Raw genomic sequence first — 17,969 nt, 5'->3', positions numbered from 1 at the left:
CCCCGCGCCCCGTCAGGGGCGCGGGGAACGGCGCGAAGGGGAACGACACCCCCGGTAAGGTCCGTGGACGGCGAGCCGTGGCTGCTCGGGCGGGCTACCGCGCGTGGCAATCGGCCAGGTGATCGTTCACCAGCCCGCACGCCTGCATCAGCGCATACGCGGTCGTCGGCCCCACGAACCGGAACCCGTTCTTCTTCAGCGCCTTCGCCAGCGCCGTCGACTCCGCCGTCACGGCCGGCACCTCCGCCAGCGTCTTCGGCGCCGGCCGGGCCGGGTCCCCGGCGTGGCTCCAGACCAACGCGTCCAGCTCGCCGTCGAGTTCACGTGCGGCGCGGGCGTTGGCGATGGTGGCGACGATCTTCGCGCGGTTGCGGATGATTCCGGTGTCGGCCAGCAGCCGTTCCACGTCGTCGTCCCCGAACTCCGCGACCTCGGCGATCGAGAAGTCCCGGAACGCCGCCCGGAAGCCTTCGCGGCGCCGCAGGATGGTGATCCAGGACAGCCCGGACTGGAACGCCTCCAGCGAGATCCGCTCGAACAGCGCCTGGTCGCCGTGGACCGGACGGCCCCACTCGGTGTCGTGGTAGACCCGGTAGTCGTCGGACGAGTCGCCCCATCCGCAGCGCAGCAGCCCGTCCTCACCGAGCACGGCACCGGTCACGAGCGGTCACCCTTCTCGAACTTCTCGGACTTCTCGGACTTCTCGGAAGCGGCGTCGGCAGGGCCCTCGGAGTGGGGCTTCTTCTCCAGCACGGCCGTGAACGACTCCAGCCCGGGCAGCGGCTCGCCGGACGCGCCGCCCGTCGCCTCGACCGAGCCGCGCACCGCGCCGACGGCCTCCAGTTCGGCGATCTTCGCGTCCCGGAGGGCGAGTTCGGCGCCGAGGCGGTCGAGGACGTCGTCGACCTCGTCCATCCGGTAGCCGCGCAGCGCCATCGGCAGGCGCAGGTCGTCGACGTCGGTGCGGCTGAGCGGGCGGTCCTGCGGAAGGCGTGCGGTGAGGCGGTCGTGCTCCGCCTCGGGGAGGGATCCGCCGGCGCCGAGTGCCACCAGCGCGGCACCGCCGACCACCACGGCCATCGCAACCACGATCACCCAGAACACGAGCGTCCTCCGTCAGTCCCCGGCAGTTCCGGCTCCGGCAGTTCCGGCCCGGCAGTTACGGTCGGCTTCGGCCCGTGGTCAGGATCAGGTGGGATCATGGTCCGGTACAGGCCGGGGCCCATCATTGCACCCGGGAGCGCTGAGGAGGAGACAACGGTGGCACTACGCCTCGGCACAAGGGAGTTCGGCCCGGACGAGCTGGTCGTCATGGCGATCGTCAACCGCACCCCGGACTCGTTCTTCGACCGGGGGGCGACCTTCGCCGACGAGGCCGCGTTCGCCGCGGCGGACCGGGCGATGGCCGAGGGCGCGGCGATCCTGGACATCGGCGGGGTGAAGGCCGGTCCGGGCGAAGAGGTCACCGTCGAGGAGGAGTTGCGGCGCACGGTGCCGTTCGTGGCGGAGCTGCGCAAGCGCCACCCGGACGCGGTGATCAGCGTGGACACCTGGCGGCACGAGGTCGGCGAGGCGGTCTGCGAGGTCGGTGCGGACCTGCTGAACGACGCCTGGGGCGGCTTCGACCCGAAGCTCGCCGAGGTCGCGGCCCGGTACGGCGCGGGCCTGGTGTGCACGCACGCGGGCGGCGCGGAGCCGCGCACCCGTCCGCACCGGGTGGGGTACGAGGACGTGATGGCGGACATCCTGCGGGTGACCGTCGGGCTGGCCGAGCGGGCGATCGAACTCGGGGTGCGCCGCGACGGGTTGATCATCGACCCGGGGCACGACTTCGGGAAGAACACCCGGCACTCGCTGGAGGCGACCCGCCGGCTGCCGGAGATGACAGCGACCGGGTTCCCGGTGCTGGTGTCGCTGTCGAACAAGGACTTCGTCGGCGAGACGCTCGACAAGCCGGTGGACGAGCGGCTGCTCGGCACCCTGGCCACCACCGCCGTCTCCGCCTGGCTGGGCGCGCAGGTCTACCGGGTGCACCAGGTCGCGGAGACCCGTCAGGTGCTGGACATGGTGGCGTCGATCCGCGGCACCCGTCCCCCGGCGGTCGCCCGCCGGGGGCTCGCCTAGGGTCCGTCCGTCCGCCTCGGCTAGGCGGGCGTGCCCTGCGGCTTGCGGGCCTCTTCCAGGACCTTCAGCACCTCGGCGACGTCGTCGGTGACGTGGAACAGTTCGAGGTCCTCGGGGTTGGCCTTGCCCTGGGCGACCAGGGTGGACTTCAGCCACTCCACCAGCCCGCCCCAGTAGGCGCTGCCGAACAGGATCACCGGGAACCGGGTGACCTTGTGGGTCTGCACCAGGGTGAGCGCCTCGAACAGCTCGTCCAGGGTGCCGAGTCCGCCGGGGAGCACGACGAAGCCCTGGGAGTACTTCACGAACATCGTCTTGCGGACGAAGAAGTAGCGGAAGTTCAGGCCCAGGTCGACGTACTCGTTCAGGCCCTGCTCGAAGGGCAGCTCGATGCCGAGGCCGACGCTCAGCCCGTCGGCCTCGACGGCGCCCTTGTTGGCGGCCTCCATCGCACCGGGGCCGCCGCCGGTGATCACCGCGTAGCCCGCCTCGGCGAGGGCCCGCCCGATCTCCACGCCGGTCTGGTACTCGGGCGAGCCGACCTGCGTCCGGGCGGAGCCGAACACGCTGATGGCGGTGGGCAGTTTGGCGAGCGCGCCGAAGCCTTCGACGAACTCCGAGGTGATCCGCAGCACCCGCCACGGGTCGGTGTGCAACCAGTCGGTCGGCCCGGTGGTGTCCAGCAGGGCCTGGTCCGTCGTTTTCGTCTCGACCTGGTCCCGCCGCAGCAGCACCGGGCCCTTGCGCTTCTCGGGCCACGGCTTCCTGGCCCTGCGGACGGGTTCATCTCCGTTGGCTGTCATGACGAAACCCTACGCCTGACAAGGCAACTTTCCGAGGAACAACGGGAAACGGCTGCCCGTCCGCCAAAGGCCGTGCGGCGGCCAGGGGTTGTCCGGCCGGTCTTGTCGGATCAGCGCGCGGATCCCCCAGCCCTTGGGGGCTGGGAGGTGCCCCCATTTCGCGCCCGGCTGGGAGTGCCGGCGAACCGTCCTCGTACTGGGTGTACTTGGATGGTTTGCCGGTGCTTCCAGGCGGGATGATCCGGCTTCGCGCGCCCGGCAAGACCGGCCGGACAACCCCTACGCGGTGAGCCAGGCCCGCAGGCGGGCCTCGACCTCGGCGATCGCGGTCAGCGAGCAGTGCTCCTCGCGCTTGTGTGCCAGATTCGGGTCGCCGGGGCCGTAGTTGACCGCGGGGACGCCGTGCGCGGAGAACCGGGCGACGTCGGTCCAGCCGAACTTGGCCCGCGGCTCGCCGCCGACGGCGGCCAGGAAGGCCTGTGCGGCGGGCTGGGAGAGACCGGGGAGAGCGGCGGGGGAGGCGTCCACGATGTCCAGCTGGTAGCCGTCGAAGACCTCCCGCAGGTGGTCCTCGGCCTGCTCCAGGCTGCGGTCGGGGGCGAACCGGAAGGCGACGTGGATCCGGCACTCGTCGGGGATGACGTTCCCGGCGACGCCGCCGTCGATCCGGGTGGCGTTCAGGCCCTCGCGGTACTCCAGGCCGTCGATGACGACCCGTCGGGGCTTGTACTCGACCAGCCGGCGCAGCACTTCGGCGGCCTTGTGGATGGCGTTGTCGCCGAGCCAGCTGCGCGCGGCGTGGGCGCGCACGCCGGTGAGCGTGATGTCGGCGCGCAGGCTGCCCTGGCAGCCGCCCTCGACGACGGCGCCGCTGGGTTCCATCAGGACCGCGAAGTCGGCCGCCAGCCAGTCGGGGTGGGTGGCGAACAGGTGGCCGAGGCCGTTGCGCTCGGCCTCCACCTCCTCGTTGTCGTAGAACACGTAGGTGACGTCGTGGTTGGGCTCCTCCACCGTTGCGGCGAGCCGGAGTTGGACCGCGACGCCGGACTTCATGTCGGACGTGCCGCAGCCGTAGAGCAGGTCGCCCTCGACGTGCGAGGGCACGTTGTCGGCGATCGGGACGGTGTCCAGGTGTCCGGCGAGCACCACCCGCGCGGCCCGGCCGAGGTGGGTGCGGGCGACCACGTTGTTGCCGAACCGGTCGACGGTGAGGTGCGGGTAGGCCCGGAGCGCGGCCTCGACCGCGTCGGCGAGGGCGGTCTCCTCGCCGCTGACGGACGGGAAGTCGACGAGGCGGGCGGTCAGCGTGCCGCCGTCGAGGGTCAGGTCGAGGGGCTCGTTCGGGCTGCTCATGGCGGCCACCCTACCGAGCGGCCGGGCGGCCCCGGGGCCTGGCACGCAACCGCGCGGACCCGTACGACCGTCCGAACGGTTACGGTGTCCGCGGACGGCGCGGAATCGGAAAGCGGACCGCTGCGTGGACGACGGACGACGAGGAGAGGGGCCACGGTGGCCACAGACGCCGAGTACTCGGAGGGTGGCGCCGAGGAGCGCCGTCGGCGGCCGTGGCGGCGAATCCTGGTGGGGGTACTGGCACTTGCGGTGGTCGGCGGCCTGGTGGTGTGGCTGAACCGCGAGAAGATCACCGTCCCGGACGAGGGCTGCAAGGTCACCGCCACGTCCGGTTCCGGGTCGATGGAGCTGGGCGCGGCGGCGAACGCGGCGACCATCACGGCGGTGGCGATGTCCCGCGGCCTGCCCGAGCGGGCGGTGACGATCGCGCTGGCGACCGCCATACAGGAGTCCAAGCTGCGCAACCTGGAGGGCGGTGACCGGGACTCGGTGGGCCTGTTCCAGCAGCGCCCGTCGCAGGGTTGGGGCACCGTCGAGCAGATCATGGACCCGGTGTACGCGACCAACAAGTTCCTGGACGCGCTGGTGAAGGTGAACGGCTACGCGCAGATGCCGCTGACCGACGCCGCCCAGCAGGTGCAGCGCAGCGGCTACCCGCAGGCGTACGCCAAGCACGAGAACAACGCGACGCTGCTGGCCACCGTGCTGATGGGCCGCGAGCCGGCGGCGCTGAACTGCGTGGTGCACGAGCTTCCGCAGCCGGACTCGGCGGCCCCGCCGGCCACCGGCGTGTCCGACCGGGTGCGACGGGAGTTCGGCAAGGCGGTGACGGTGGCGCCCGCCGACAAGGCGGCCAAGGACCCGCGCGAGGTGCTGGCCTTCACCCCGCAGCCGACCGCGAGCACCGCGAGCGCGGGCGGCACCCAGCAGACCGGCTGGGCGCTGGCCCAGTGGTCGGTGGCGCGGGCGGCGGACCTGGGCATCGGGCAGGTCGCCTACGACGGCAAGGTGTGGCGGGTGGACCGGCCCAACGACGGCTGGAAGCCGCTGCCGACCGCCCCGACGGACCGGGTGCTGGTGACGCTGGGCGCGCCGCCGAAGAAGAAGTGACGGCGCCGGCGGTGCGTTGACGCACAAATGCCCGGGTGACGGCCCACCGGGTGATTCGCGTCAACTCCCGCTGACGGCACGGCAGTCGGCGAACCGCCGACACGCCGGTCCGGGACGCGGACGAGGGTTTCCGTGCCCGCCAAGGGAAGTGACGATTCTTCAGCCGTCGCATCGTGGACGATCCACCCGGTTTGCCGGAAAGCGGATCGTCCGATCTTTACCAACCCTTGACCTTGACCGGCCGAAACCTTCCCGGTGCTCTTGCGGTCATACACGTCGCCCGCCGGGCGGACAGCCGTACCGGCCGTCCGCCCGGCGGACCGTAGACCTCACCTCTTAGGAGCACCATGTCCCTCCCCCTCACGCGCCGGCTCGCCCAGGCCGCGCTGCTCGTCGCCGCCACCGCGGCGCCGCTCGCGGCCGCGGGTGCCGCCTCCGCCTCCGAGGTGGTCCCGCAGACCGACCTGGGCGCCGGAGTGACCAAGCTGGCCAACGTCCCCAACTCGGGCGACACGGTGCAGGGGGCGAGCCACGAGCTCGGCCACATGGTCGGCACCACCGGCTCCGCGGCCCTCGCGGCGGGCGGTCCGGCCGTCGGTGACGCGGCCGGCAGCACCGTCGCGCACGCCCTGCCCTCCACCGACGAGGCGCTCGGCCACCTCGGCCCGGCCGCCCACGCCGACCAGCTGACCGGTGCGCTCGGCACGCTGTCCGACCGGGTCGTCCCGGCCGTCGAGCAGAAGGTCGGCCCCGCGGTCACCGACAAGGTCCTCCCGGCCGCCCGCAAGGCCACCGCCACCCCGCTCGGCACCGTCGCCAAGAACCTGCCGGTGGACCGCCTGGCGCAGAGCCTGCCGGCCGCCGAGAAGCTCGCCCCGGTCCTCGGCGCCGTCCAGTCGCTGCCGGTCACCGGCGCCGTCGCGGGCCTGGCCGAGCACGAGTCCGCCAACCGCCTGGGCGGGATGCCCCCGATGGGGGGCACCAACAACCCGCTGAGCGGCCTGCTGGGCGCCACCCCGCTGGGCGGGCTGCTCGGCGGGCTGGGCGGCGCGGGCGGCAGCCACCTCGCCGGCTGATCCCTCGCACGAACGCCGAAGGGGCGGAGCCGACCGGCTCCGCCCCTTCCACATGCTTAGCGCTTGAGCCGCTCCACGGCGGCGGCCACCCGCTCGTCGGTGGCGGTGAACGCCACCCGCACGAAGCGGTCGCCCGCCGGGCCGTAGAAGTCGCCGGGGGCCACCAGGATGCCCAGCTCGGCGAGTTCGGCCACGGTCTCCCAGCACGGCCGGTCCTGGGTCGCCCACAGGTACAGGCTCGCCTCGGAGTGCTCGATCCGGAACCCGTACGCCTCCAGCGCGGCCCGCAGAGCGCCGCGCCGCTTGGCGTACCGCTCCCGCTGCTCGGCGACGTGCGCGTCGTCGGCGAGCGCGGCCGCGGTGGCCGCCTGCACCGGCGCGGGCACGATCATGCCGCCGTGCTTGCGGATCTCCAGCAGCTCACGGACCACCACCGGGTCGCCGGCCACGAACGAGGCCCGGTACCCGGCGAGGTTGGAGCGCTTGGACAGCGAGTGGACGGTGAGCAGCCCCTCGTGCGAGTCGCCGCACACCGACGGGTGCAGCACCGACACCGGCTCGGCCTCCCAGCCGAGTTCGAGGTAGCACTCGTCGCTGACCAGCAGCACCCGGTGCTCCCGGGCCCACTCGACGGCGCGGCGCAGCTCGTCGGTGCCGAGCACCCGTCCGGTCGGGTTGGACGGCGAGTTCAGCCAGAGCAGCCGGACCTTGCCGCCGTCCAGCTCGTCGATGTCCCCGTACGCGACCGGCTCGGCGCCGCAGAGCAGCGCGCCGACCTCGTAGGTGGGGTAGGCGAGCTTCGGGTAGGCGACCTGGTCGCCGGGGCCGAGGCCGAGCTGGCCGGGCAGCCACGCCACCAGTTCCTTGGAACCGACGGTGGGCAGCACCGCAGCGGGGCCGATCTCGGCGCCGACCCGGCGGTTCAGCCAGCCGGCGATCGCCTCGCGCAGGGCCAGCGGGCCCCACACGGTCGGGTAGCCGGGCGTGTCGGTGTGCGCGGCCAGGGCCTGCTGGATCAGCTCCGGCACCGGGTCCACGGGGGTGCCGACGGAGAAGTCGCACAGCCCGTCCGGGTGGCTCTCGGCGGTGCGCTTGTACGGTTCGAGCTTGTCCCACGGGAAGACCGGCAGGCGGTCGGATACGCGGCGCGCCGCCCCCGGGTGTCCCGGGAACGGCGCGTGCGTGCTGTCGTTGGTGCTCACAGCGTGGATGCCACCGATCAGTGGTCGGCGTTCTGCGGGGGCAGGGCCGCGATGAACGGGTGGTCACGCTCGATCAGGCCGAGCTTGGAGGCGCCGCCGGGCGAGCCCAGGTCGTCGAAGAACTCGACGTTCGCCTTGTAGTAGTCCTTCCACTCCTCCGGAGTGTCGTCCTCGTAGAAGATCGCCTCAACGGGGCACACCGGCTCGCACGCACCGCAGTCCACACACTCGTCCGGGTGGATGTAGAGGGAACGCGAACCCTCATAGATGCAGTCGACGGGGCACTCCTCGATGCACGCCTTGTCCTTCACGTCGACACAAGGCTGCGCGATGACGTAGGTCACGCTGTCGTTCCTCCTCGGAAGGGCTGCCGCCCTACTGTTTACTCGGTCGCGCGGTGCGCGCGGCGTCGTCGATGCCCGCCCCTAGTATCGCGGGTCGGGGGACGCAAATGCACAGGAGGTGCGGTTGATGGTCGGCGGAGTACCGCTGGAGGCCCGTCCGGAGGTCCGGATAGACCCGTCTGACGTGGGAAGACGCGTCTCGGCGCGGCGCGTTGACGGCGTGGCGGACGGACGGCCGGTGTTCCGCGATGTGATCGGCGTGCTCACTTCCTGGGACGGCGACGGGTTGACGATCGAGTCCCGGCGCGGCGTGTCGGCGCGTTTCGCCGCAGATCTGCTGGTCGCGGGCAAGCCGGTGCCGCCGTTCCCCGCCCGGAACGTCCCGATGCCCGGCATCACTCCGGCCGAACTCCAGCGGACCGCGGCGCGCGGCTGGCCCGCCGTCGAACAGCAGCCGCTCGGCGACTGGGTGCTGCGCGCCTCCGCCGGTTTCACCAAGCGCGCCAACTCGGTGCAGGCGATCGGCGACCCAGGCCTGCCGCTGGACGAGGCGCTGGACCTGGTCCGCAACTGGTACGCGGCCCGCGGCCTGCCCGCACTCGTCGAGGTGGTGGACGGCGCCTCGCCGCCCGGACTCGACGGGCTGGGCGACCGGTTGGCCCCGACCGCGGTCCGCAAGGCCCGGCTCGGCGGACTGACCAGGGCGGCCGCACCGGACAGCTGGCGGCAGGTCCGGCTGTCCCGCACGGCCGACCGCGACTGGCTCTCCCTGTACCGCCGGGTGGGCGACGACCCCGCCCTGGAGGCCGCCGCCGGCGCCGTCCTGCACGGCGGGCCGTCGGTCTGGTTCGCCCACGTGCCCGGCCCCGACGGCACCCCGCTCGCGATCGGCCGGATGGCGGTGGACGGCGACTGGGCCGGGTTCTCCGCGATCGAGGTCGTCCCGGCCGCCCGCCGCAGCGGCCTGGCCACCACCGTGATGGCGGTACTCGCCGCGCGTGCCGCCGAAGAGGGCGCCACCGGCGCCTACCTGCAGGTCGAGGCCGACAACCACGGCGCTCAGGCGCTCTACGACCACCGGGGCTTCACGACCAGTCACACTTACCATTACGCGCGCCTTCCCCAGCGGTAGCGTGCACCACCTGAACCGAGCCACGAACCGCTGCTGAACCGAAGGCCGCAGTGACCGAGCAGAGCAGAACCCGCTTCCGAGCCGAGGCCCGGGCCGACAACCCCGACCCGGTGCTGCTGTGCCTGCTCGCCGCCGCCGAGCACACCCTCGGCGACCCCGGCGACAGCGCCGAACCGCCCGACCTCGACGCCGTCCTGAGCGCCTGCCAGACCGCCCTGGACCGGCACGCCGCCGCCATCCGCGAGGCCGTCGCCGAACGCCGCCCGCGCGGCCCCGAGGAGACCGCCGCGCTCCTCGCGGCGGTGCTCGGCGGCCGGGAACGCTTCCACGGCCGCCAGTCCGACTACCGGCGGCTGGAGTCCTCCCTCCTCCCCGAGGTGCTCCGTCGCCGCCGCGGGCTGCCGATCATGCTCTCCCTGGTCTGGTCGGCGGTCGCCGCCCGGGCCGGCCTGACCGTCCACGGCATCGCCCTGCCCGGCCACTTCATCGTCGCGGTCGGCGGGCCCGACGGGAGCGACGACTACGTCCTCGCCGACCCCTTCCACGGCGGCCGCCTGCTCGACATCCCCGACGTCGAACGCCTGGTCGCCGCGTCCGGCCACCCCTACACCCCCGAACTGCTCACCCCCGCCCAGCCGCTCGACACCGTCCTGCGCGTCCTCGGCAACATCCGCCACTGGGCCGCCGAACGCCCCGAACACGCCCGCACCCAGCTCTGGGCCGCGGAACTCGCCCTGCTCCTCCCCCGCCACCCCGCACAACTCCGGCTGGAGCGCGCCGAGTTGCTGGTCAAGACCGGCGATTTCCTGGGCGGGGCCGCGGAGATGGACTCGTACGCGGAGATCCTGGACGCGTTCGACCCGGACAGCGCGAGACGCGTCCGCGACGAGGCCAAATCGGCGCGGCACCGGCTGAACTGAGGGCGCGAGAGGGTGCGAAACCGGGGGCGCGGGGAACTGCGCGAGGCGGGAGGCACCCCGTCCGCAAGATCGCGACGCAGGACAATGACCTGCACTTGATCGCGACCTTGGGGACGTGGTCTGCGCTGGTCGCGCAGTTCCCCGCGCCCCTGTTTTCGCACCCGCCTGCTCGCGCAAGTCTTCCCGCGCCCCTGGTGGTTCACCTCATCCTGTTACAGCCAGCCCTTTTCGCGGGCGACCCGTACCGCCTCCGCGCGGTTGCGCGCCGAGGTCTTCTGGATCGCCATCGACAGGTAGTTCCGCACCGTCCCCTCGGAGAGGTGCAGCCGGGCCGCGATGTCCGCGTTGACGGAGCCGTCCGCCGCCGCGGCCAGGACGTCGCGTTCGCGTGGGGTGAGGGGGTTCGCGCCTTCCGCGAGTGCGGCGGCGGCCAGGGTGGGGTCGATGACCTTCTCGCCGCGCAGGACGCGCCGGATCGCTTCGGCGAGTTCCGCGGCCGGCGCGTCCTTGACCAGGAACGCGTCGGCGCCGGATTCCATGGCGCGGCGGAGGTAGCCGGGGCGGCCGAAGGTGGTGGCGATGACGACCTTGGTGCGGGGGTGGACGCGGCGGATCTCGGCGCAGGCGTCGATGCCGGTCATGCCGGGCATCTCGATGTCGAGGACCGCGACGTCGATCCGGTGTTCCGTCACTGCGGCCGCGACCTCGTCGCCGCGGGCGACCTGGGCGACGACGTCGAGGTCGTCCTCCAGGGAGAGGAGTGCGGCGAGGGCCTCCCGCACCATGCTCTGGTCTTCCGCCAGGAGTACGCGTACTTGCTGGTCACCGGTTCGGTCCGTCACGGGGCGCAGCCTATTCCCCGCTGGGGCCGGGCCGCAGGGGGACGAGGGCGCGCAGCCGGAAGCCCTTGCCGCGGTTGGCGGGGCCGGCGTCGAGGTGGCCCCCGACCTGTTCGAGGCGTTCGCGGAGGCCGGAGAGGCCGTTGCCGGGGTGGGACTTGCCGGGGCCGGGGCCGTTGTCGACGACTTCCAGGACGGCGTGGCGGCCGTCGTCCTCCCAGGTCTCGTCGAGGTGGACGGAGCAGCGGGTGGCGCCGACGCCGTGCCGGACCACGTTGGTGACGGCTTCGCGCAGGGCCCAGGCGAGGGCGCCGGTCTCCTCGGGGCCGAGGCCGGGGCGTTCGTCGGTCAGGCGGGGGTCGGCGTCGAGTTCGATCCGGCTGGCGGTCAGGGCAGTGCGGGCGGCGGCGAGTTCGACGGCCAGGGTGGGGCGACGGAAGCCGCTGACGGCTTCGCGGACGTCGGTGAGCGACTGCCGGGCGACCTTTTCGATGTCGCCGACCTGGGCGCGGGCCTCGGCGGCTTTCTCGGCGTCCATGAAGCGGCCGGCGAGTTCGCTCTTGATGGCGATCAGCGAGAGCGAGTGCCCGAGCAGGTCGTGCAGGTCGCGGGCGAGGCGCAGCCGTTCCTCGGAGGCGGCGAGGTGGGCGACGGCGGTGCGGGCTTCGCGCAGTTCGCGCATGGTGGTGACAAGGCGCTGCATGCCGTACATGGCGAGGCCGGCCAGCAGGCAGGGCAGCCCGACCGCGACCAAGGTGGTGCGGTCGGCGGCGGTGGCGAAGCCGATGGTCGCGAAGACCCCGGTGACGCCGGCGATGCCGGCGAGGGCTCTGCGGCCGGGCAGGATGATGGCGGCGCAGACCGAGGTGTAGGTGAACAGGGTCAGCCAGGCTTCGCCGAGGCCGATCGAGGTACCGACGGCGATGCCGAGGATCAGCGCGAACGGCAGGTACTGCCTGGAGCGGGTGGTCCGCCGGCTGTTGCGGATCACCACCAGCGACATGTAGGCGGCCAGGAAGACCACCAGCAGCGCCGCTCCGGCCACGGTGGCGGCGGTGGTGTGCCGGCCGGTCGCCAGGTCCTGGACGGGGTACAGCAGGTAGAACGCCCAGACGGACGTCCACATCAGCTTGACCAGGAGCTGGCGGCGGGTGTCGACGGGCGCGCCCGGGTACGTCGTCCAGCGGCCGTCCGGCCCGTCCTCCCCGGGGTGGTCGGGGCGGCGGGCCGGGCCGGTGGTCTGCATGCGGGCCATCATGCCTGCCGGGAGTCCTTGCGGTACAGGTAGGCCGCGACGGCCGTGAACAGCACCAGGAAGCCGGCGAGGGCGGCGATCGCGGAGCCCGCGACGCCCTGGCCGTGGATGAACGAGGCCAGCTGGTTGTAGTCGTAGACGGGGTTGAACCGGGCGAAGGTCTTCAGCGAGTCGCTGACCGGGAACCAGGTGCCGCCGAGCAGTGCCATCAGCATGTAGGCGATCATCACGACGGGCTGGACGGCGTCCGGCTGGGCGGCGTACCCGAGGGCGACGCCGAGCGCGGCGAACACGAAGCTGCCGAGCCACAGGACGGCGGCCAGGCCGAGCCACTGGGTGGCGGTGAGGTCGACGCCCTCGATCGCGCCGACCGCGAAGACCACGGCGATGGCGGGCAGCGTGGTGACGGCGCAGGCGGCGATCTTGCCGATGGTGTAGGCCCGGCCGGGCAGTGCGGTGAGCCGGAGTTGGCGGGTCCAGCCGGCCTTGCGTTCCAGCGAGATCCGCTGCGCGGAGCCGGTGAGGACGGCGCCGACCGCGCCGAAGGTGGCCATCGAGACCATGAAGTACGACTTGACGGGGACTCCGCCGGCCACGGTGCCGCCGCTGCCGTAGGCGCTGATGAAGAACACGTACAGCAGGGCCGGGTAGAGGACGATGAGCATCAGGTACTTCTTGTTGCGCAGGGTGCGCAGGATCTCCAGCTGGATCAGGGTGGTCATCGCGCGCTCTCCTCGTCGTCCTTGTCCTGCTCTCCGGTGATGGTCAGGAAGGCCTGCTCCAGGCCGAGGCTGGTGACCTCCAGCCCGCGCGGGTACAGGCCGGCCTTGTAGAGCGCGGCGACGCCCGCGTCGGCGTCGGTGGAGCGGATCCGGACGGTGTGCACGCCGTCGGTGCGGGTGCTGACGTCCAGTCCGACGGTGCCGGGCAGGGCGCGCAGCACGGCCTCGTCGAGCGGGCCGCCGTCGGAGGGGTGCAGTTCGAAGCCGATCCGGCGGGCGCCGGCCTTGGCCTTGATCTCGGCGGAGGTGCCGTCGGCGATCAGCCGGCCCTTGTGCAGGACGAGGACCCGGTCGGCGATGGAGTCCGCCTCTTCCAGGTAGTGGGTGGCGAAGAGCACGGTGCGGCCGGCGTCGGCCTGGGCGCGCATGGTGGCCCAGAACTGCTGGCGGACCGAGACGTCCATACCGGTGGTGGGTTCGTCCAGCACGATCAGGTCGTTGGCGCCGGCCACCGCGAGGGCGAACCGGACGCGCTGTTCCTGGCCGCCGGAGAGCTTGTCGACCCGGCGGTCGGCGAGGTCGGCGATCCCGGCGGTCGTCAGCACCTCCTGGGGCTTGTGCCCCTTGGGGTGCACCTTGCAGGCGAGGGTGACCAGTTCGCGGACCTTGACGTCGCTCATCAGGCCGCCGCTCTGCAGCATCGCGCCGACCCGGCCGCCGGTGATCGCCTCGCGCGGGGTGCCGCCGAACAGTTCGACGGTGCCGCTGTCGGGTTCGCGCAGGCCCAGCAGCAGGTCGAGGCTGCTGGATTTGCCCGCGCCGTTCGGGCCGAGCAGGGCGACCGTCTCGCCCGGTCGCAGGACCAGGTCGAGTCCGTTCACCGCCTTCACCCGGCCGTAGCTCTTGCTGACGTTCCGGAAGGCCGCGACCTCCCCCGTTCCCGTACCCATCTGTCTCCCAGTCCCTTCGGAGCCGTTTCTCTGCGACTCCTCAAGACTCCTCGGAACGGGGGTGCCGTCGGCAGTGTGCACCGTCGTGACGTCCGCATGACGGATGTCACGGGTGCGCCGGTTACGCCATGCCCAGGGCGTCCTTCAGGAACCGGACCTGGAGCAGCAGCAGGTTCTCCGCGACGTCCTCCTGCGGCGTCATGTGGGTGACCCCGGAGAGCGGCAGCACGGTGTGCGGGCGGCCGGCGGCGAGCAGCGCGGTGGACAGCCGCAGGCTGTGCGCGACCACCACGTTGTCGTCGGCCAGGCCGTGCACGATCATCAGCGGCCGGCGCAGCGAAGGAGCCAGCGCCACCACCGAGTTGGCCTCGTACGCCTCCGGTTCCACCGCGGGGTCGCCGTAGTAGCGCTCGGTGTAGTGGGTGTCGTACAGGTCGTGCTCGGTGACGGGCGCGCCGGCCACCGCGGCGTGGAACACGTCGGGCTCGCGGAGCACGGCGGCGGCGGCCAGGTAGCCGCCGTAGGACCAGCCGCGGATGGCGACCCGGCCGAGGTCGAGCGGGAACTCCTCGGCGAGCGCGTGCAGCGCGTCGACCTGGTCGGCGACGGTGATCTCGGCGGTGCGCCGGTTGATGGACTTCTCCCAGGCGGGGCTGTGCCCGGGGGTTCCGCGCCCGTCGGCGACGATCACCGCGAAGCCCTGGTCGGCGAACCACTGCGAGGTCAGGTGCGGGTTGTGCGCCTGCACCACGCGCTGCCCGTGCGGGCCGCCGTACGGGTCCATCAGCACCGGCAGGTCGCCGTCCACGTCCGGGTCGTAGCCGGTGGGCAGCAGCACCGCGCAGGGGATCCGCCGCTCGCCGGCGAACCGGAACACCGGGCGGGCGGTCAGCAGCGGGGTGTCCGCGTGCGAGGCGATCACCAGCGGTTCGGCGCCGTCCCGCAGCACGGTGACGGTGGTGCCGGGCCGGCGCGGGTCGGCGGTGGTGAGCACGGTGGTACCGCCCCCGCGCACCGCGCCGAGCGCGCCCTCGCCGAGCTCCCGCACGCCGTCCGGGCCGTACGTGAAGACGCCGAGCCAGCCGGGCGGGCGTCGCTCGAACTCGGCGGCGCCGCAGGAGGCCGAGAACAGCACCTGCTCGCCGTCCAGGCCGAGCACCGAGCGGACGTGCAACTCGGCGTCGGTGACGGCCTGTTCGCCGACCATCAGGACCCGGGCGTCGCCGTGGTCGGCGATCCGCACCAGCTGCCCGTCGGCGCGCCGTACCGGGACGCCGCCGAACAGCTCCAGCCAGTCCTCGTCCCGCTCGGTGAGCAGCACGGTGGTGTCGCCGGTGGCCGGGTCCACCTCGAGCACCAGCTGTTCGCGCTGGTCACGGGCCTGCACCTGGAGCAGCGGCGGGCCGCCGGCCGACCAGTGCACGCGGGCCAGGTAGGGGTGGGCGGCACGGTCCCAGCGGATCTCGGTGCGGGTGCCGTCCAGGCCGAGCAGCCAGAGTCCGACCTCGGCGTTGGGGGTGCCGGCGGCCGGGTAGGCGATCTCGACCGGCGGGCGCCCGGGGTTGGCGGGGTCGGCGATCCACCAGCGGCGCACCGGCGTGTCGTCGACCCGGGCGGCGAGCAGCGCGCTGCCGTCGGGGGCCCACCAGTGGCCGCGGTCGCGGCCCATCTCCTCCTGGGCGATGAACTCGGCCTGCCCCCAGCTGATGCCCTCGCCCTCGGGCCCGGCGAGCAGCCGGTCGCCGCTGCCGTCGAGGGCCGTCACCCGTAGCTCGCCGCTGGGGGTGGCGTACCCGACGTGGTTGCCGTCCGGACTCGGGCGCGGGTCCAACAACGGTGCGGCGGCGGGCAGTTCGCGGTACTCGCCGGTCTCCACCGCGACCGCGAACAGCCGCCCGGAGAGGGCGAAGACCGCGGTCCGCCCGGCGGAGTCCAGGGTGTAGCCGACGATGCCGGCGGAGGTCTCCCGGCTGCGTTCGCGACGGGCCCGCTCGGCGGCGGACAGCTCCTCGGCGCCGCCGCCGAGCAGCACCGCCGGGTCGGCGAGCACGGTCTCGGCGCCGGTCGCGACGTCCAGGCTCCACAGCAGGTTGGCGGGCGCCCCGGCGCCCCGGGAGCGCAGGAACAGCACCCGCGCGCCGTCCGGGGTGACGGTGAACGACCGGGGCGCGCCGGTGGTGAACCGGTTGGTGCGCGCGTACTGCCGGGGGAAGGTGTCGTGCGGCTTCTCGGTGGTCATGCCGCAGACCCTAGGGCCTCACCCCTTCGGAGCAGCCCGCCGCACCCGCGGCGTACGGCCGTTCGGACCGCCCCTGACCGGCGGCGCTGTACCCGGACGAGCCCGCCACGACACCCCGGGCGGGCTCACGGAACGTCACCCGGAGGTCACCGATCCGGTATCAGTTGACCATCGTTCCGCCCGCTGCCCCTCCCCGGGGCGGCGCACCCGAGGAAGGGTGTGAGCCGTCATGGCTTTGTCCGTCTCCGCCGCCGTCCTGATGCTCTTCGTGGTCTGGCTCCTGGTCCGGCGTTCGGGCCTGAAACTGGGCCATGCGCTGGTGTGCGCACTGCTCGGCTTCTACCTGGCCTCCAGTTCGATCGCACCGTCGATCCAGGAGGTGACGGCCAACCTGGCCGGAATGATCAACAGCTTGAAGCTCTGACCGCCGCCCGCGTGCCGCCACGGCCTGTCCGGGGAGTCCCCTCCGGGCAGGCCGTAAGCTGCCGGACATGACCTCCGTACCCCCGGCCGACGCGCGCGGGCTGCTGCTGGTGCACGCCCACCCCGACGACGAGTCGATCAACAACGGCTCCACCATGGCGCGTTACGCCGCCGAGGGCGTCCGGGTCACCCTGGTGACCTGCACCCTGGGCGAGGGCGGTGAGGTGATCCCGCCGGAGCTGGCCCACCTGGCGCAGGACCGGGACAACACCCTGGGCGCCCACCGGATCGTCGAACTGACCGCCGCCATGCAGGAGTTGGGAGTCACCGACCACCGTTTCCTGGGCGGCGCGGGCCGCTACCGGGACTCCGGGATGATGGGCGTCGCGGACAACGAGGACCCGTCCTGCTTCTGGCAGGCCGACGTGGACGAGGCCGCCGGCCACCTGGTCGCGGTGATCCGCGAGACCCGCCCGCAGGTGCTGGTGACGTACGACGAGGACGGCGGCTACGGCCACCCCGACCACATCCAGGCCCACCGGGTCGCGCTGCGCGGCTACGAGCTGGCCGCCGACCCGGCGTTCCGCCCGGAGCTGGGCGAGCCCTGGCGGATCGCCAAGGTCTACTACAACCGGATGCCCCGCTCGGTGATCGAGGCCGGGCTGCGCCGGACCGCCGACGAGGCCCCGTTCAAGGGCGTCGCACCGGTCGACCAGATCCCCGGCGTGGTCGACGACCTGCTGATCACCACCGCGCTCGACAACGCGGCGCACGCCGGTGCGAAGGCCGCCGCGATGCGGGCGCACGCCACCCAGATCGTGGTGGACGGGCAGCACTTCGCGCTCAGCAACGACCTGGGCCAGCCGCTGCTGGCCACCGAGTACTACCAGCTGGTCCGCGGCGCGCTCGGCCCCGGCGGCCCGGAGAGCGACCTGTTCGCCGGGGTGGCCCGGTGAAGCTCCTCCACCCCTTCTTCGGCAGCCGCGACGACCGCCTGGGCGAGCGGCTGCCGCCGCGCGGCGTCCGGATCGCCGCCTACGCGGTGCTGTTCCTGCTGGGCGCGGCGGTCTCGGTGTGCGGAGCTTTCGTGCAGGCTCTGTGGGCGCCGGTGGGCGTGCTGCTGGCCCTGCTGGCCTGCGCCGGACTGTTCTACGGCGGGCTGCGGGCGACCGGCACCAAGCTCGGCGCGGGCGCCCCGCTGGCGGGCTGGTTCGTGGTGCTGGCGGTGCTGCTGGCGCCCCGTCCGGAGGGCGACCTGGTGCTCTCCGCGACGGCGACCGCGTACGCCTACCTGTTCGGCGGCTCGGTGCTCGGCGTGGTGTGCGCGACCCTGCCGACCCGCTCCGGGTTCCTGTTCGGCGTACCGGCGCCGCAGCCCCGACAGGCCGTCAAGGACGGCGGCAAGTAGCGCCGTACCGGGGGGATCCGGACCATCGGCATCCCCCGGCCGTCCGACGGGCCGTATGCGCAGTCGGTA

19 protein-coding genes are annotated in these 17,969 nt (G+C 73.0%); 8 read left to right on the top strand and 11 right to left on the bottom strand.

The genetic code is table 11. From position 1 onward, the window contains the following. Positions 1-94 precede the first annotated feature (94 nt). On the bottom strand, positions 95-661 hold the full coding sequence (gene tag / locus ACIHEI_RS02480) for a DNA-3-methyladenine glycosylase I (RefSeq protein WP_387637647.1): 567 nt from the start codon (positions 659-661) through the stop codon (positions 95-97). Further along, positions 658-1,104, bottom strand: a complete 447-nt coding sequence (locus ACIHEI_RS02475; RefSeq protein WP_396605339.1) for a DivIVA domain-containing protein — start codon at positions 1,102-1,104, stop codon at positions 658-660. Before ACIHEI_RS02475 ends, tag begins: the two co-directional genes overlap by 4 nt. 207 nt (positions 1,105-1,311) lie before the next feature. Here ACIHEI_RS02475 and folP point away from each other — a divergent pair, with 207 nt between their 5' ends. After that, complete coding sequence (gene folP / locus ACIHEI_RS02470; RefSeq protein WP_387638864.1) at positions 1,312-2,124, top strand: dihydropteroate synthase; 813 nt, start codon at positions 1,312-1,314, stop codon at positions 2,122-2,124. Positions 2,125-2,144: 20 nt separating this feature from the next. Here folP and ACIHEI_RS02465 read toward each other — a convergent pair whose 3' ends face one another. Together ACIHEI_RS02465 and dapE are read right to left on the bottom strand one after the other, a co-directional pair. Further along, entirely contained in the window at positions 2,145-2,927 is a 783-nt protein-coding gene (locus ACIHEI_RS02465) for a TIGR00730 family Rossman fold protein (RefSeq protein ID WP_387637652.1), read from the bottom strand. A 279-nt stretch (positions 2,928-3,206) separates the two neighbouring features. Then, on the bottom strand, positions 3,207-4,280 hold the full coding sequence (dapE, locus tag ACIHEI_RS02460) for a succinyl-diaminopimelate desuccinylase (protein WP_387637655.1): 1,074 nt from the start codon (positions 4,278-4,280) through the stop codon (positions 3,207-3,209). 156 nt (positions 4,281-4,436) lie between these two features. On the opposite strand from dapE, the gene ACIHEI_RS02455 reads away from it, so the two are divergent. Together ACIHEI_RS02455 and ACIHEI_RS02450 are read left to right on the top strand one after the other, a co-directional pair. Beyond that, positions 4,437-5,390, top strand: coding sequence for a hypothetical protein (locus tag ACIHEI_RS02455; RefSeq protein WP_396605338.1), 954 nt, complete (start codon positions 4,437-4,439; stop codon positions 5,388-5,390). A gap of 347 nt (positions 5,391-5,737) precedes the next feature. Beyond that, a complete protein-coding gene (locus ACIHEI_RS02450; RefSeq protein WP_392953927.1) occupies positions 5,738-6,466 on the top strand; it encodes a hypothetical protein in 729 nt (242 codons plus the stop codon). A gap of 56 nt (positions 6,467-6,522) precedes the next feature. Here the strand turns inward: ACIHEI_RS02450 and dapC are convergent, their stop codons facing one another. Further along, positions 6,523-7,668 (bottom strand): succinyldiaminopimelate transaminase, encoded by a 1,146-nt coding sequence (gene dapC, locus ACIHEI_RS02445; RefSeq protein ID WP_396605337.1) that lies wholly within the window; start codon positions 7,666-7,668, stop codon positions 6,523-6,525. Between the two features lie 17 nt (positions 7,669-7,685). After that, positions 7,686-8,012 carry a ferredoxin gene (gene fdxA / locus ACIHEI_RS02440; protein ID WP_350511846.1) on the bottom strand — a complete coding sequence of 109 codons (327 nt, stop codon included), beginning with the start codon at positions 8,010-8,012 and terminating at the stop codon, positions 7,686-7,688. Between the two features lie 184 nt (positions 8,013-8,196). Between fdxA and ACIHEI_RS02435 the strand changes: the two genes are divergently transcribed. Both ACIHEI_RS02435 and ACIHEI_RS02430 read left to right on the top strand, forming a co-directional pair. Continuing rightward, on the top strand, positions 8,197-9,144 hold the full coding sequence (locus tag ACIHEI_RS02435) for a GNAT family N-acetyltransferase (RefSeq protein WP_396605336.1): 948 nt from the start codon (positions 8,197-8,199) through the stop codon (positions 9,142-9,144). Between the two features lie 50 nt (positions 9,145-9,194). Next, positions 9,195-10,064, top strand: a complete 870-nt coding sequence (locus tag ACIHEI_RS02430) for a transglutaminase family protein (protein WP_387637669.1) — start codon at positions 9,195-9,197, stop codon at positions 10,062-10,064. 212 nt (positions 10,065-10,276) lie between these two features. Here the strand turns inward: ACIHEI_RS02430 and ACIHEI_RS02425 are convergent, their stop codons facing one another. The 5 genes from ACIHEI_RS02425 to ACIHEI_RS02405 form a co-directional block, all read right to left on the bottom strand. Continuing rightward, positions 10,277-10,906, bottom strand: a complete 630-nt coding sequence (locus ACIHEI_RS02425) for a response regulator (protein WP_392953916.1) — start codon at positions 10,904-10,906, stop codon at positions 10,277-10,279. A 10-nt stretch (positions 10,907-10,916) separates the two neighbouring features. Then, a complete protein-coding gene (locus ACIHEI_RS02420; RefSeq protein ID WP_396605335.1) occupies positions 10,917-12,149 on the bottom strand; it encodes a sensor histidine kinase in 1,233 nt (410 codons plus the stop codon). An 8-nt stretch (positions 12,150-12,157) separates the two neighbouring features. Then, positions 12,158-12,880, bottom strand: a complete 723-nt coding sequence (locus tag ACIHEI_RS02415; RefSeq protein WP_396605334.1) for an ABC transporter permease — start codon at positions 12,878-12,880, stop codon at positions 12,158-12,160. Further along, positions 12,877-13,830 carry an ABC transporter ATP-binding protein gene (locus tag ACIHEI_RS02410; protein ID WP_396605333.1) on the bottom strand — a complete coding sequence of 318 codons (954 nt, stop codon included), beginning with the start codon at positions 13,828-13,830 and terminating at the stop codon, positions 12,877-12,879. Before ACIHEI_RS02410 ends, ACIHEI_RS02415 begins: the two co-directional genes overlap by 4 nt. Before the next feature lie 121 nt (positions 13,831-13,951). After that, the gene (locus ACIHEI_RS02405) at positions 13,952-16,069 is read right to left on the bottom strand and encodes an alpha/beta fold hydrolase (RefSeq protein WP_396605332.1); all 2,118 of its coding nucleotides are present in this window, start codon (positions 16,067-16,069) and stop codon (positions 13,952-13,954) included. Positions 16,070-16,298: 229 nt separating this feature from the next. On the opposite strand from ACIHEI_RS02405, the gene ACIHEI_RS02400 reads away from it, so the two are divergent. From ACIHEI_RS02400 to ACIHEI_RS02390, 3 genes are all read left to right on the top strand, one after another. After that, positions 16,299-16,493 (top strand): DUF2304 domain-containing protein, encoded by a 195-nt coding sequence (locus ACIHEI_RS02400; RefSeq protein WP_380487809.1) that lies wholly within the window; start codon positions 16,299-16,301, stop codon positions 16,491-16,493. Positions 16,494-16,560: 67 nt separating this feature from the next. Beyond that, positions 16,561-17,448 (top strand): N-acetyl-1-D-myo-inositol-2-amino-2-deoxy-alpha-D-glucopyranoside deacetylase, encoded by an 888-nt coding sequence (mshB, locus tag ACIHEI_RS02395; RefSeq protein WP_396605331.1) that lies wholly within the window; start codon positions 16,561-16,563, stop codon positions 17,446-17,448. Further along, positions 17,445-17,900: a DUF6113 family protein gene (locus ACIHEI_RS02390; protein ID WP_396605330.1), complete on the top strand. Its 456-nt coding sequence runs from the start codon at positions 17,445-17,447 to the stop codon at positions 17,898-17,900. The genes mshB and ACIHEI_RS02390 overlap by 4 nt, the downstream gene beginning before the upstream one ends. Positions 17,901-17,969: the final 69 nt, after the last annotated feature.

Origin of the sequence: Kitasatospora sp. NPDC051984, from assembly GCF_044593455.1 — a bacterium.
In the GTDB taxonomy this organism is placed as follows: domain Bacteria; phylum Actinomycetota; class Actinomycetes; order Streptomycetales; family Streptomycetaceae; genus Kitasatospora.
The sequence above is the reverse complement of the archived record's forward strand: the minus strand, read 5'-3'. Positions and strand labels throughout refer to the sequence as shown.